Origin of the sequence: Flavobacterium aquidurense, assembly GCF_001404985.1 — a bacterium.
GTDB lineage: Bacteria > Bacteroidota > Bacteroidia > Flavobacteriales > Flavobacteriaceae > Flavobacterium > Flavobacterium aquidurense_B.
This window is the reverse complement of record NZ_JRLF01000015.1, coordinates 610,995-625,310: the sequence shown is the minus strand read 5'-3', so window position 1 is coordinate 625,310 and position 14,316 is coordinate 610,995. Positions and strand designations below refer to the sequence as shown.

Here is a 14,316-nt window from a genome sequence, read left to right as displayed (position 1 = left end):
AAAGTTTAAATTTAAAAACAAATTAATAATGAAGTATTTATACAAAATATCAAGTGTACTTTTTTTATTGTTTTTGGTTTCATGCAGCGAAGAAAAAATAGGAGAATATGAATTTGGTACCGTTACCGGAAGAGTCGTCAATGCAGATACTTTTGAACCTATGGAAAACGTTAAAATACTTTCCAGCCCAACTACAAGTACAGTTTTTACAGATGCCGAAGGTAAATTTATCGTTTCGAACGTAAAAGCGGGCGAATACTCTTTTCAGGCTCAAAAAGATGGTTTCGTCGCAAAATTTGAAGCCGTTACCCTAACCGGAAATAACACCTCTGAAGTTGTTTTTGAACTCAAAAAAGCGACAGCCAATAATAAACCGCCAACAGTTCCGGTATTAGTAAGTCCCGTAGATAATAGTACAGCTCAGGCAGTATCTCTCGACTTAACCTGGACAGATACAGATCCTGATAAAGATGAACTTATTTTTAAAATCACGCTTAGAAATAGTAATAATAGCGACGTGAAAGTTTATGAGCCCATAAAAGAAAACAAACTAACACTGACAGACTTAATATATGGTACAAAGTATTATTGGCAAATTGAAGTAACAGATGGTGTTAATACACCAGTTTTAAGCACAGTAAGCACATTTACTACACTTGCTTTTCCTGCAACACGATATTTATTTGTGAAAAATATAAATGATAATAATGTAATTTTTACAGCTGATGATGCCGGAAAACAATATCAATTAACCAGTTCAGATAAAAATTACTGGCGTCCAAGAAGAAATAATCAAGCTAAGAAAATTGCTTTTATAGGAACAAATGGTTCTCAAAATGATCTTTATACCATGAATTTTGACGGAACGGGTATCAAAAAAGTGACAAGTTCTGTACCTGTTGCTGGTTTTAATTCAGATTATATCGGGTATTCCTGGAATGCTTCAGGAAGTGAACTTATTTATCCTAATTTTGATAAATTGTACAAAATCAATAGTGACGGAAGTGGTTTAACGAAAATTTTTCAAACACCAAACGGCAAATTTATATCTGAATGTGACTGGAGTGCTGATGGATCTAAAATGGCCTTGAAAGTAAATGATGCAAATGGTTATAATGTTGAGATTTATGTTATTGATACTTCCGGAGCAGTAACAGCTACCATTCTTTCCGGTATAAATGGAGCAGTTGGCGGGTTAAATTTTTCAATAACCGGACAAAAAATAGTGTATACCAGAGATGTTTCAGGATATGAAAGTTCCAACTATCGCCAGTTAGATTCCAGGATTTTTGAGTATAATTTTGCAACCGGAATTACATCACAAATCGTGACAGATAAAATTTCAGGAACAAATGATCTGGACGTTCGGTATTCTCCAAACGAATCAGAACTGATTTTTATCAATACTTCAAATGATGGTATTTCGATCAAAAATACTGTAAAAGCAACTACAGGCGTTGTCAATTCAAGAATCGTATTGTTTTCGGGAACTGTTATGCCGGATTGGGAATGATTTCAGGAACCAAATTTTTTAAAACCAATTACCCTAAAAATTCGGCAGCGCCATAAAACCTGCCGAATTTTTTTATGAATCAAATATTCTAATTTTAAATCGTATAACCCCAAGAATTAAAAAAAGAGATTATCTTTGCACCACATCAACACAAACTAAGTTTCATGAGTTCAGATTCAAGCAAAAGGTACGCACAAAGAGGTGTTTCGGCATCAAAAGAAGACGTACACAACGCCATAAAAAATATCGACAAAGGTTTATTTCCTCAAGCATTTTGTAAAATCGTTCCTGATTATTTAACACAGGACGAAGACTATTGCTTAATAATGCACGCAGACGGCGCAGGTACAAAATCGTCGTTGGCGTATATGTACTGGAAAGAAATAGGAGATATTTCAGTTTGGAAAGGAATTGCTCAGGATGCTTTAATCATGAATATCGACGATTTGTTATGCGTTGGCGCAACAGATAATATTTTGCTTTCCTCTACAATAGGAAGAAATAAAAATTTAATTCCCGCTGAGGTAATTTCGGCAATCATCAATGGAACCGAAGAATTAATCAACGAATTAAAATCTTTTGGTGTAACCATTCATTCAACTGGAGGAGAAACGGCTGATGTTGGTGATGTTGTTCGTACTATTATTGTAGATTCTACCGTAACTGCTCGTATGAAACGCAGCGATGTTGTAGATAATGCCAATATAAAAGCTGGAGACGTAATTGTTGGTCTAACCTCTTTTGGACAGGCAACTTACGAAAAAAGTTATAATGGCGGAATGGGAAGTAACGGATTAACATCTGCCCGTCACGACGTTTTTGGAAAATATTTAGCTAAAAAATACCCTGAAAGTTACGATGCACTTGTTCCTGAAGAACTAATTTATTCAGGTCAGGTAAACTTAACTGATAAAGTCGAGAACAGCCCAATAAACGCAGGTCAGTTAGTACTTTCTCCAACCAGAACTTACGCACCAATCATCAAGAAAATTTTAGACACCTACACACCAAACGAGATTCACGGAATGGTGCATTGCAGTGGAGGAGCACAAACTAAAATTTTACATTTCGTTCAGAATTTACACATTATAAAAGACAATTTATTTCCGGTTCCGCCATTGTTCAAGTTAATTCAGGAGCAATCAAAAACCGATTGGAAAGAGATGTATCAGGTTTTTAATTGTGGTCACCGTATGGAAATCTATGTTCCTGAAAACATTGCACAAGATATTATTGCAATTTCAAAATCATTCAATGTCGATGCACAAATCGTAGGTAGAGTAGAAGCGGCAGATGCTAAGAAATTAACCATCACCAGCGAATACGGAACATTCGAATATTAATACTTTTTGAGTTACAAAGTTACAAAGGTTCTGAGTTGCAAAGGTTTTATATACTGGAGTTTACAACAGAACTTTTTTTTTATTAATAACTAGCTTTTTTAGGAGCTAATCCCGCTATCCGTTACAATCTTTTATTTTTTAAAGAAAAAAATAAAAGGATTTTCACTACTATCGGGGCTAAAAAACATCAGGCTATGTACGAATTACTTTTTTGGAAATATTTAGAAGAAGTTTACCTAAACCACCACGAAGTTTACGAAGCTCTTGTAGAAAAAGAAACAGTCGAAGGTCTTGAAATACTTCCGGTTCAGGTTATCATCAACAGAATTGCTTCTGTATTTTCTCAATGGGAAAAAGTCGATGAAAACAGCTGGCAAAATAACTCCGGAAAAGGTGCCTTTCAGGTAATTTCAACACCACAAAGCATCAAAATTGACTGTTATGGAACCGAAGGTAAAACCATGAATAAGTTGGTTGAATTGATGGAGGAATTCAAACTTCCTTTATACGATCCGCAAGTTCCGGAGCGTTATGACGAAATGAGTGAGTAATAAAATTTGTCAGTCTTTGTGATTATTTCGCGAATCTGTGAAATAGGTATAATACAAAGCGTATAGAGATTTCACAGAGATTCTCAAAAGTATAGTCCCTACGGGACAATTTTGTCTGTTGTTCTTTTTTTTACCAATATTTAGTTCCTAACGGAATAAATGTTTAAAGGTAAATATCTCGTAGAGATTAATTCTTTATATTTTCAGAATAAATCTAGCAAAGTGATATCTCGTAGAGATCAAATATTGGTAGAAAAACATATTTATAAATACATGATTTGTCCCGTAGGGACTACACATTGAATCCCAAAATAAAAACTATTGAAATCACTTTATCCGAATTAGGAGTTGGGATTGGCAAAAGAAATAAAACCCATGAATACATTCAATTTCTCAGACAATATTATTTTAGAAGACGATTTGGTTCTACTGCGTTCTTTGCAAGAATCAGATGTCGATAATTTATTAGAAATATCGATCAACGAACCAGAAACCTGGAAATATTCATTAGTTGGTGCCAACGGAAAAGAAAATTTAATCAAATACATTCAGTCTGCTATAAAAGCGCGTGAAGACAAAAGGGAACTTCCGTTTATAGTTTTCGATAAAAAAACTCAAAAATACGCAGGTTCAACCCGTTTTTATGATATTCAACTTGATTATAAAACATTACAATTAGGATATACCTGGTACGGATCTGTTTTTAGAGGAACAGGACTTAATAAGCATTGTAAATTTCTATTGCTGCAGTTTGCTTTTGAGACTCTGGAAATGGAGCGTATAGAATTTCGTGCTGATAACAATAACGAGCGAAGCATTGCTGCCATGAAAAGTATTGGCTGTAAAGTCGAAGGCGTTTTAAGAAGTCATATGCCAACAGCAAATAGCGAAGTACGTCGTGATTCGATTGTTTTGAGTATTCTTAAAAACGAATGGTTCAACGAAGTAAAAGAAAACCTAAAGCAAAAGCTTTAAAAAAGAGCTGTAGGCTCTACCCATATTGTAGGGCTAGACTTTAGTCAAGACGATCAACGAAAAAAAGAGACATAGGCTTTACTCATATTGTAGGGCTGGACTTTAGTCCAGTCCAGCAAGGATTTACCCAATATTTAAATTGAATTTGAAATTTAAAAAATTGAAATTTAACAATCCTATCCGTTTTTCAAAAGAAGATCTTGTTCTTTTCTTAATTTTATTACTAGATTATCTAAGTAAGTTTTTACTTTTTGAGGTAAAGTATTCCATTCTTTATCTTTTTTAAAACTTCTGCAATCATCAAGATCACATTCTACTGCACGAATTGCATATTTTTTATTTTTATAAACCGTAATAATTTTTATACGCCTTATTTCATCATTTTCATTTCTGGTTCCATAAACAATTACAGGATCTATATGTCCATCTCCGTCAAGATCTTTGATACTGCAATATTTTGTCCAGAACCAAATATTAGTTTCTTTAGGTTCTGTGTCTTCGAGCAAATCATTTATTCGCCATTTTTCAAGAAATCCACCATGATCATTCATAGTGCAAATAGCTTGAATTTTAGTGTTTAAGGTATCTTTTTTAGAAATCTTTTTTTGATTTTCGCATAAAAGCAATTCATATACACCGCCTTTGTCTGAACATTCGAAAGCTTTATAGATAGGAAAATCTGAAACTTGATCCAGTTCTCTTTCGGTTATTTCTTGTTTTGTCAATTTATAGCTTTCTGTTTTTTGTGAAAAACTAAATGTTGAGAAAGAAATCAATAACAATAAAATAAAATTCTTCATGAGTAAAGGTTGCATTTTTATAGAATCAAAGATATTTAAAAGCTTTTTAGTTGAATAGAATTTATATTTTTTAAAAATCATTTTTTGTTGTATTTTTCTAACCTAAAACAATTGGTAAATCGTTTTAGTAAATGCGTAATGCTGTTTTAGAAAAAAAATAATGCTTTTAAAAAAATACCTGATGAATAGAATAAATGGCAAAAGTCTTCTTTTTGGATTATCATTTTTAGTGCTTGGTTATGCAGTTAATGCACAGAAAAAAGCAATCGAAAAACGTAATTTAATTCAGTACGTCGATCCAATGATTGGTACCGCGAAAATGGGACATACCTATCCTGGTGCAACAGTTCCGTTTGGGAGTGTGCAGCTAAGTCCTGAAACTGATACGATTGCTTACGGCTTAAACGGAAAATATAATGGCGAAGTTTATAAATATTGTGCAGGATATCAGTACGAAGATAAAACGATTGTAGGTTTTAGCCATACCCATTTTAGCGGAACAGGACATTCTGATTTAGGCGATTTTTTAATTATGCCTACAACCGGAAAATTACAATTGAATCCGGGAGTCGCATCCAAACCTTTATCAGGTTACAGATCTGCATTTTCTCATTCGACAGAGAAAGCAGAGCCGGCTTATTATAGCGTATTTCTTGAGGATCATAAAATTAAAGCTGAACTTACTGCAACAACCCGTGTTGGAATGCATCAATATACTTTTCCAAAATCTGATGAATCGCATATTATTCTGGATTTGACTTCGGGAATTTATAACTACGATAAAAAAAATGTATGGACATTTGTTCGTGTTGAGAACGATACTTTAATTACGGGATATCGCCAGACAAATGGCTGGGCAAGAACCAGAACAGTTTATTTTGCGATGTCGTTTAGTAAACCTATTAAAAGTTACGGACAAGCAGCACTGGAAAAAAGTGTTTACAGAGGATTTTGGGGAAGATTTGACCAAACAAAGAATTTCCCGGAAATGGCGGGTCAAAACCTGAAACTATTTTTTGATTTTAATACAGAAGAAGGCGAGAAGATCAAAATAAAAATGGCATTATCGCCTGTGAGTTCTGCTGGTGCACTTGAAAACATGAAAAAAGAAGTTCCGGGTTGGGATTTTGAAAAAGTAAAAAAACAAAGCCAGGAAGTATGGAATAATGAATTGAATAAAATTCAGGTTGAAACCATTCAAAAAGAAGATCTGGTAAACTTTTATACTTCAATGTATCATGCCTTTTTAGGACCAACAGAATATATGGACCTAGACGGAAACTACAAAGGTCTGGATATGAATGTTCATAAAGCCGAAAACTTTAAAAATTATACCAGTTATTCCTTATGGGATACTTATAGAGCTTTACATCCCTTATTCAATTTGGTTCAGCCAGCGCGAAATTCGGATATGATTAGTTCGATGCTGGCACATTCGGATCAAAGCGTGCATAAAATGTTGCCAATCTGGTCGCATTATGCCAATGAAAACTGGTGTATGATTGGGTATCATTCCGTTTCAGTAATTGCAGATGCAATTGTAAAAGGCAATGGTAATTTTGATCCTGAGAAAGCACTTCAGGCTTGTGTAAATACAGCAAAAGTGCCTTATTATGACGGATTGGAATATTATATGACAAAAGGTTATGTTCCTGAAGATAAAAACGGATCATCTGTATCTAAAACATTGGAATATGCCTATGATGACTGGGCAATTGCTCAGGCAGCAAAAAAATTAGGTAAAACAGATATTTATAATGAATTTATTGAAAGATCTAAAAATTATAAAAATGTATATGATGCAAAAACAGGTTTTATGCGACCGAAATTAAATGATGGAACTTTCAAAAAAGAATTTGATCCGTTAGATACGCATGGACAAGGTTTTATTGAAGGAAATTCTTGGAATTATAGTTTATATGTTCCGCAAGATCCTGCTGAAATGATTAAAATGATGGGAGGAAACGATAAGTTTAATGTGAGATTAGATTCATTGTTCAGCATGCATTTACCGGACAAGTATTTTGAAAATACAGAAGATATCACCAGAGACGGAATTATTGGGAATTATGTTCACGGAAACGAGCCTTCACACCACGTTGTTTATTTGTACAACTGGACAAATTCGCCTTGGAAAGCACAAGATAAAATCAGAATGATCCTGAAGAAAATGTACCGAAATGGTGCTGACGGTTTAGGAGGAAATGATGATTTTGGACAAATGAGCGCTTGGTATATTTTTAGCAGTTTAGGATTTTATCCCGTAGCACCCGGTTCTGATGAATACGCTTTAGGAAGTCCATTGGTTAAAAAAGCAATTTTTAATTTAGAAAACGGGAAAAATTTTGAAGTAGAAACCGTGAATCAATCTGATAAAAATGTGTTTGTGAGTAAAGTACTTTTAAACGGAAAACAATTAGATAAGCCTTTCCTGAAACATACAGATGTTATTAATGGCGGAAAAATTATTTTTTATATGAATGCAAAACCAAATAAGAAGAATTATTAAAAGGTAAGATGCTGTCCCAAAGCTTCGGGACTAAGATACTAAGTTGCTAAGTTTTTTAGGATTTTAGTATTTAATTGAAATGTAAACCTAACAGATTTTTAAAACTTGTTAGTTCACTGATTCCGCCCTGAGCAGAGTCGAAGGCTTTTAAGAGAAGAGGATTTCGACTTCGCTCAGCCTGACTATATGAATTTTGATTAGTTCTATAATTAACCATAATTAAATTCGTGATAATTCGTGAATTCGTGGCAAATAACAAAAAACTTCACGAAATTTGCATTTCAAATAAAGACAATTAAATATGAAAATAAATCTAAAATCAGGAATTGATAAATTGCTTTTCGGAATGAAGCAAAACGATGTAACCGCTGCTTTAGGAAAACCAGATAAAAATTATAAAGACGAAGATGACAATGTGATTTTTGTATACAACGCACAAAAAATCAGATTGACATTTTATCAGGAAGAAGACTTGAAATTAGGTTATGTAGTGGCTTCAAGCAATGATTTGGAAGTTTTCGGGTTCAAGCTTATCGGAAGAAAAATTGCTGATGTAAAGAAAGATTTAGGAACAAAAGGAATCACAAAATATACTCAGGAAACTTTTGATACTTTCGAAAACTATTTCAACGAAGACAATTGGTTTATTCTTCAAACTGAATTTGACGAAGTTGTAAAATTCGAAGTAGGAGCGATCATCAATGATAAAGACGAATTTGACTGGAAATTTCCGGCTAAGAAATAAGCACAATCTTGTCATTTCGACCAGAGGGAGAAATCACACTAGAAACTCCGCAAAGTAGAGTGCTAATCTTTGTCGAATTACGAGTGTGATTTGCTTCGCCTGTTCGCTATCGCTCGGGTCTCGTTCCTCGAAATGACAAACAGAACTCAAACACAAAAAACCGACAAGTGATTGTCGGTTTTTTTTTCATAAGGCAAGAGTCGGTACTACACTACAGTTCTTAAAACACCTAAATCCCTAGCCCTGATGGGAACGGCATCCTTTGTGGTGGGGTTCACCACAAAAGATACAGTGGACAGCAGGAAATAGCTCCTAATTTTTAATATTATAATTTTTAGAAAAGCTATAACTAAAACAAAAAACCGACAATCACTTGTCGGTTTTTTTATGATGATTGATCAAAGAAAATTATCCTTTCAACCATGCATTTTTAAGTTTCTCTTTTGAAGCGTCTGTAGCTTTAAACGTTTCTTTTTCTTCGGATGGTATTTTTACAGTTCCTTTTATGGTTTGTTCTGCTCCGGCACGTTTGATTTTAAGAGTAATTGGATCATTTTCTTTCCAGTTTTCACTTTCTGTGATCAAATCATAGATGTTATCTAAATTATAAGTTTTATTATTTACAGAAATGATCTGATCTCCCGCTTTAAGATTTAAATTAGTAAAAAACACATTTGGATCTACATCAGGGCGAACGCTAATTATTTTGGTTGCTTTATCAACACCAATATATGGAGTTTGTCCTTTAATGAAAATTGCTCCAGGAGTTTTCTCAGATGCTTTTGTCACGCCCACTTTTGCCAAATAAAAATCATAAGGAATTGGAGTTGTCCCAGCTACATATTTGGTTAAAAAATCACCAACTTCAGGATAAGTCAACTGTGTGATTTTAGCAAAAAGCTCGTCATCATTAAATGGTTTTTCAACACCGTATTCATTAGCTAATTTATGCATTAGATCCAGGATTCCTCTTTCTCCATTGCTCTTTTCTCTAATGATAATATCAATGCACATACCAATTAATGCACCTTTTTGATATACATTTAAGTATTGGTCTTTGTAAGGTTGTTCCAGCACATTTTTACTCATTAAAGTAAACGACATTGTATCGTTTAAATCTTTTGCCTGTTCTATTTTATCTGCAATACGAGTATAGAATTCAGTTTCGCCAATTAATCCCTGATTGATTTGAAACAAGTTAGCAAAATATTCTGTTACACCTTCATACATCCATAAATGCTCTGACATTTTTGGAGCATTATAATCAAAATACTGAATTTCTTTTGAGTGAATGGTAAGAGGAGTTACAATATGAAAAAATTCATGAGAAACGACATCTTTCATAGATTCTACTAATTTTTCTTTTGGCATAGATTCCGGTAAAACAACAGTAGTTGCCGTAGGATGTTCTAAAGCTCCAAAACCATGCGCGTCATCTTTAGCCATACTTGATAAGTACAATAAAACTGTATATTTTTTAGTAGCATTTACTTTACCTAAAAAGTTTTTTTGCGCTGTCATCATGGTTTTCATTTCCGGAGTAATACTTTCAGCAGTAAATTTTCCGGTAGGAGAGTAAACAGCGATCAGAATATCCATTCCGTTTACGTTAAAAGTGGTGTAATCCGGTTTAGAATACATGATAGGATTTTCGACTAAAACAGCATAACGAGGTGTTGTAAAAACGTCGCTTGTTTTGCTGGCATCTTCATCAGTCATAGAAGTTGCGCCCCAAAGTGTTTCAGGATGCGTGATGGTAACTTTGTAAGGTACATTTAGTTTATCCTGAAAATAACCTACAAAACCATGTGTGTTAACCATGAAGTTAATTCCTGCATTGATATTGGTTCCTGCCGGCGAAAAAACATCGTCATTACCAAATCCGGTTCCTTTTTCAGTATCAAAAGTGTCACCTACCAGATAAGTGACTTTTTTTAATGTTTTTGCATTAGAAATTGACCAGGAATTATCATCAATTCTTTTTACTGTCAATTCATTGCCTTTAGCATCAAAAGCTTTAAATCCATCAGAATATTTACCATAATTATCAGTAGAATAAGTTCCCGGAACTGTTTTTGGAATGCTATAAATGATTTCGTCAGTTTTGATTTGTGGTGGCGTAACAGTGACTAAAACTTTATCGTCTTTTACGTCAATTAGATTTATGTTTACGTCTACGACATTGCTTTTTGCTGCACCAGATGAGCTTCCCGTTTTACAGCTCCAAAGAGTGACTGCAAGAGCTAAGGTGTAAAGTATTTTTTTCATTTCTTAGTGTTTAGTTATTTGTATTTGACTTATAAAAAGCAAAAAAGTTACAATTAGATTAAAAATATAAAAAAACTCCTGAATTTCAGGAGTTCTGTTTTAGTCTAGCTTGTTTTTTATATAATATTTACCATCCAGATCTTCATCAAAATCATCTATTTTAACGGGTTTCGGTTTTGGTTTATTTGCAATTGCCTTCTTTTTCCACATTTCAAATTTTTCAAGTGGCATCTTCTTTTTCATGATTTCCAGAACTTCTTTTTCTGCCAATCCAAATTCCTTTTTTATGATCTCAAATGGATTTTTTTCTTCTAAGGCTAACGAAACAAGTTTTTCGGTTTGTTCCCAATTCAATTCTTTGCGGTTACTCTTTTTCATCACGTGAAAATTAATTCAAAATAGGGGTTAATGATTAATAGATTGATTTTCAATTTAAGTATCAATATTAATAAAAAAAATAATTAGTTGGTTCGATCTGTGATATTTTTTTTAATGATTTTAACTGTTTTTTGCAGATCTCGATTTTTGAAACGGAATTTTCAATAAATTTTTCAATTTGTTGTTTTCTTCCAGGCTCATATGCGTGTCTACTCCATAAATTAATTCTTCTGTTGGAAGGGTTGTAAAAGTGCCAAATATCCGATCCCAAATAGAAAAAATGTTACCATAATTACTATCTGTATAAGGTAGAATATAATGGTGATGAACTTTATGCATATTAGGAGAAATAATAAAATAACTCAACATAGCATCCAGTTTATGGGGTAGAGAAATATTTGCATGATTAAATTGTGAAAAAATAACAGACAGACTCTGATATAAAAAAACCATCCACATTGGAGTTCCAACAATTAGAACACCGAGAGTTGTAAATATAAACCTAATGATGCTTTCGCCGGGATGATGCCTGTTAGCAGTTGTTGTATCTATCCATGTATCTGTATGGTGAACGATATGAAACCGCCATAAAAATTTTATTTTATGCTGAATATAATGGGCAAGATAAGCACCAATCAGGTCTAATAAAAGTAAACCAATGAGAGTATACAGCCAAATTGGTATTTTAGGAAGCCATTGCAGCAATCCAAAATTATTTTGAGTTGTCCAGTTTGCAGTTTTAATTAAGATAAAAGCTAAAACAAAATTGACAATAATAGTGGTAAAAGTCAAAAAGAAATTGATTCCGGCATGTTGCCATTTTCGATATTGCATCCTGAACAAGGGAAATGTGTTTTCTATTATCCAAAAAATTGTAATTCCCCCAATGAGTATTAAACTTCTGTGTGAGGACGGAATCGTACTAAAATATGCTATAATATCATTCATAAAAGTAAAATTAGATTGATACATGTTTCATCTGTTTTCTAAAAAACTTAAAGTATTGGCATATAAAAAAAGAGAAAACCGAATATAAATATATCTGATTTTCTCTTTAAAAGTAAGTTATAATGTAAAAATTAACGATTATTGAGCTGTATGCTCGGGCTCATCGTTCTTTTGTAATAATGTTTTATATATAAATCCGGCAAGAATAGCTCCTAAAATTGGTGCTGCCCAAAATAACCAAACTTGTGATAATGGTTCTCCTCCTGTAAAAATAGCTTGTGATAGTGATCTTGCAGGGTTTACTGAAGTATTTGTAATTGGAATACTTATTAAGTGAATTAAAGTCAGGGCTAAACCAATTGCTATACCACAGAAATTAGTGTTTGCACATTTATCTGTAGCTCCAAGAATTATGATCAGAAAAAAGAATGTCAGTAAAAATTCTGCTATAAATGCAGATTGCAAAGAATATCCGTCAGGAGAGAAGGCACCATAGCCATTTGAAGCAAAAGCTCCGGCCTGCAAATTATTAATTGCATTTCCTGCCTTACCGGTCCAGATGATAAATAATGTTCCTGCAGCGGCAATTGCCCCAATACATTGTGAAATAATATAAGGTAAAAGATCTTTTGCAGGAAATCTGCCGCCTGCCCATAAACCAAGAGAAACCGCAGGATTAAAATGTCCTCCGGAAATATGTCCTACAGCATATGCCATCGTTAATACTGTTAAACCAAATGCAAGTGCGACACCAGCAAATCCAATTCCTAAAGTAGGAAATCCAGCGGCAAAAAGTGCGCTTCCACAACCTCCAAAAACTAGCCAATAAGTTCCAAAGAACTCTGCAAATAATTTTTTCATAATAAAATAATTTAATTAATAGTTGATTGTTAAAGGGTATATTGGTATGCCCAGAAAATCAAAACAAATTGTAAGGGCAAACGTACAAATAAAATCCAGTTTGGTAAGCCAAAACTTGCTTTTTTATTTTGATACATGAAAAGATTTGCCGGAAATACAGCAATTAGTAATGCTATAATTCCCCACGCAGCAAAATTTGTTGTGCAATTAACCATTAGGAGGATACCTAAAACAATTTCGGCTCCTCCACTTAAAAAATTTATTAATTTGGGGTTTGAAAAAAAAGGCGGAATAATTCTGATGTACATTCCGGGATTTCTAAAATGATTTAATCCGGCAATAATATAGAGAACAGCCATTAAATATAAATGCCAAGGTAAATTCATGATGATATGTAATTGTTTGTCACGAATTTATAAAAAAATTAACAATTATTGCATTACAAATGACATTTTTTTAATGGTTCGCAAAATAAGTTAATTTTTTCGCTTAAAATTTACATTCATGATAATTATGGCAAGAATGATTAATACGATTCCTATCCATTGTGACAAGATTACTTTTTCATCTAATAATATATAAGCCATCATTACAGAAACAGGAAGTTCAAGGGCAGATACGATACTTCCCAATCCAATTCCGGTTAATGGGAAACCTGCCGTCATTAACATTGGTGGAATAATAGTTCCAAACAGCGCCAGAATAATTCCCCATTTCATGAAAATTTCAAAGTTAAAAGGAGTAACCTGAGTCGCAATTGCAAATGAAAATACGATTATAGATCCGCCCAAGAGCATGTATAAACTACGTTGTGCAGATGAAATTTCTGTTGCCACACTATTTGCAGTAAACATTGTTGTAGTAAAAGATGCTGCAGCCAGAATACCCCACGCAAGACCACGCCAATCAAGAGTTACATCATTATGAATAATATTTGTTGCTAAAACAGTACCGATAAGAACTATAAATACAGCAATTACTTTTTGTTTTGAAGGAAGTTTTTTTTCTAAAATCATTTCAAGTAAAACACCCATCCAAACCGTTTGCATTAATAAAACGATACCAATAGAAACCGGAATATATTTTACTGCCAGATAATAGAATAAACTGGTCATACCCAATGAAGTTCCGGCAAGCATTAAGCTAAAAATATTTTTTTTGGTAGCTTTTACAACATTCTCTTTATGTTTTGCTTTTTGAAAAGCGTTTATCAATAAAATACCAATAATTCCTAATATAAATTGAGATGTGGTTACTTCAGCGGTTGTATATCCTTCTGAATAGGCCATTTTTACAAAAGTGGCTAACATTCCGTAAGTTGTAGCACCTATTGCTACTAAAAAAACTCCCTTTAATACATTGTTTTGTGACATCTTAACTTGTTTAGTTTAAAAAATAAAGCCGGCAAAGGTACGCTATTTAGTT

Annotated in this window: 13 protein-coding genes; 6 read left to right on the top strand and 7 right to left on the bottom strand. The window is 33.4% G+C overall.

The annotated features are described in order from the left end of the window. The first annotated feature begins 28 nt into the window (after nt 1-28). The 4 genes from RC62_RS21235 (at nt 29) to RC62_RS21220 (ending at nt 4,382) form a co-directional block, all read left to right on the top strand. Complete coding sequence (locus RC62_RS21235; protein ID WP_055098344.1) at nt 29-1,513, top strand: carboxypeptidase regulatory-like domain-containing protein; 1,485 nt, start codon at nt 29-31, stop codon at nt 1,511-1,513. A gap of 164 nt (nt 1,514-1,677) precedes the next feature. Next, the gene (locus RC62_RS21230; RefSeq protein WP_055098343.1) at nt 1,678-2,856 is read left to right on the top strand and encodes an AIR synthase related protein; all 1,179 of its coding nucleotides are present in this window, start codon (nt 1,678-1,680) and stop codon (nt 2,854-2,856) included. A gap of 194 nt (nt 2,857-3,050) precedes the next feature. Beyond that, nucleotides 3,051-3,407 (top strand): hypothetical protein, encoded by a 357-nt coding sequence (locus tag RC62_RS21225; RefSeq protein WP_055098342.1) that lies wholly within the window; start codon nt 3,051-3,053, stop codon nt 3,405-3,407. Between the two features lie 375 nt (nt 3,408-3,782). Beyond that, the gene (locus RC62_RS21220; protein ID WP_055098608.1) at nt 3,783-4,382 is read left to right on the top strand and encodes a GNAT family N-acetyltransferase; all 600 of its coding nucleotides are present in this window, start codon (nt 3,783-3,785) and stop codon (nt 4,380-4,382) included. A 176-nt stretch (nt 4,383-4,558) separates the two neighbouring features. Here the strand turns inward: RC62_RS21220 and RC62_RS21215 are convergent, their stop codons facing one another. Next, nucleotides 4,559-5,182 (bottom strand): M949_RS01915 family surface polysaccharide biosynthesis protein, encoded by a 624-nt coding sequence (locus tag RC62_RS21215; protein ID WP_055098607.1) that lies wholly within the window; start codon nt 5,180-5,182, stop codon nt 4,559-4,561. A 181-nt stretch (nt 5,183-5,363) separates the two neighbouring features. Here RC62_RS21215 and RC62_RS21210 point away from each other — a divergent pair, with 181 nt between their 5' ends. Both RC62_RS21210 and RC62_RS21205 read left to right on the top strand, forming a co-directional pair. Continuing rightward, nucleotides 5,364-7,691, top strand: a complete 2,328-nt coding sequence (locus tag RC62_RS21210; RefSeq protein ID WP_055098606.1) for a GH92 family glycosyl hydrolase — start codon at nt 5,364-5,366, stop codon at nt 7,689-7,691. A gap of 301 nt (nt 7,692-7,992) precedes the next feature. Continuing rightward, nucleotides 7,993-8,436 (top strand): hypothetical protein, encoded by a 444-nt coding sequence (locus RC62_RS21205; RefSeq protein WP_055098341.1) that lies wholly within the window; start codon nt 7,993-7,995, stop codon nt 8,434-8,436. Nucleotides 8,437-8,844: 408 nt separating this feature from the next. On the opposite strand, the gene RC62_RS21200 is transcribed toward RC62_RS21205, so the two are convergent. The 6 genes from RC62_RS21200 to RC62_RS21175 form a co-directional block, all read right to left on the bottom strand. Next, the gene (locus tag RC62_RS21200; protein WP_055098340.1) at nt 8,845-10,704 is read right to left on the bottom strand and encodes a peptidase M61; all 1,860 of its coding nucleotides are present in this window, start codon (nt 10,702-10,704) and stop codon (nt 8,845-8,847) included. Nucleotides 10,705-10,803: 99 nt separating this feature from the next. Continuing rightward, nucleotides 10,804-11,082 carry a DUF2805 domain-containing protein gene (locus RC62_RS21195; protein ID WP_055098339.1) on the bottom strand — a complete coding sequence of 93 codons (279 nt, stop codon included), beginning with the start codon at nt 11,080-11,082 and terminating at the stop codon, nt 10,804-10,806. A 120-nt stretch (nt 11,083-11,202) separates the two neighbouring features. Continuing rightward, nucleotides 11,203-12,030: a sterol desaturase family protein gene (locus RC62_RS21190; protein ID WP_055098605.1), complete on the bottom strand. Its 828-nt coding sequence runs from the start codon at nt 12,028-12,030 to the stop codon at nt 11,203-11,205. A 138-nt stretch (nt 12,031-12,168) separates the two neighbouring features. Continuing rightward, nucleotides 12,169-12,891 (bottom strand): aquaporin Z, encoded by a 723-nt coding sequence (gene aqpZ, locus RC62_RS21185; protein ID WP_055098337.1) that lies wholly within the window; start codon nt 12,889-12,891, stop codon nt 12,169-12,171. 29 nt (nt 12,892-12,920) lie between these two features. Further along, nucleotides 12,921-13,277 (bottom strand): DoxX family membrane protein, encoded by a 357-nt coding sequence (locus tag RC62_RS21180; RefSeq protein WP_055098336.1) that lies wholly within the window; start codon nt 13,275-13,277, stop codon nt 12,921-12,923. Between the two features lie 90 nt (nt 13,278-13,367). Then, complete coding sequence (locus tag RC62_RS21175) at nt 13,368-14,264, bottom strand: EamA family transporter (RefSeq protein WP_055098335.1); 897 nt, start codon at nt 14,262-14,264, stop codon at nt 13,368-13,370. Nucleotides 14,265-14,316 lie beyond the last annotated feature (52 nt).

Excerpts from the sequence above, each read along its gene's own strand:
- RC62_RS21235 (WP_055098344.1), top strand. The coding sequence starts at position 29 with ATGAAGTATTTATACAAAATATCAAGTGTACTTTTTTTATTGTTTTTG.
- RC62_RS21180 (WP_055098336.1), bottom strand. The coding sequence starts at position 13,277 with ATGAATTTACCTTGGCATTTATATTTAATGGCTGTTCTCTATATTATT.
- aqpZ (WP_055098337.1), bottom strand. The coding sequence starts at position 12,891 with ATGAAAAAATTATTTGCAGAGTTCTTTGGAACTTATTGGCTAGTTTTT.
- RC62_RS21220 (WP_055098608.1), top strand. The coding sequence starts at position 3,783 with ATGAATACATTCAATTTCTCAGACAATATTATTTTAGAAGACGATTTG.
- RC62_RS21205 (WP_055098341.1), top strand. The coding sequence starts at position 7,993 with ATGAAAATAAATCTAAAATCAGGAATTGATAAATTGCTTTTCGGAATG.
- RC62_RS21210 (WP_055098606.1), top strand. The coding sequence starts at position 5,364 with ATGAATAGAATAAATGGCAAAAGTCTTCTTTTTGGATTATCATTTTTA.
- RC62_RS21225 (WP_055098342.1), top strand. The coding sequence starts at position 3,051 with ATGTACGAATTACTTTTTTGGAAATATTTAGAAGAAGTTTACCTAAAC.
- RC62_RS21175 (WP_055098335.1), bottom strand. The coding sequence starts at position 14,264 with ATGTCACAAAACAATGTATTAAAGGGAGTTTTTTTAGTAGCAATAGGT.
- RC62_RS21230 (WP_055098343.1), top strand. The coding sequence starts at position 1,678 with ATGAGTTCAGATTCAAGCAAAAGGTACGCACAAAGAGGTGTTTCGGCA.
- RC62_RS21200 (WP_055098340.1), bottom strand. The coding sequence starts at position 10,704 with ATGAAAAAAATACTTTACACCTTAGCTCTTGCAGTCACTCTTTGGAGC.
- RC62_RS21215 (WP_055098607.1), bottom strand. The coding sequence starts at position 5,182 with ATGAAGAATTTTATTTTATTGTTATTGATTTCTTTCTCAACATTTAGT.
- RC62_RS21190 (WP_055098605.1), bottom strand. The coding sequence starts at position 12,030 with ATGAATGATATTATAGCATATTTTAGTACGATTCCGTCCTCACACAGA.
- RC62_RS21195 (WP_055098339.1), bottom strand. The coding sequence starts at position 11,082 with ATGAAAAAGAGTAACCGCAAAGAATTGAATTGGGAACAAACCGAAAAA.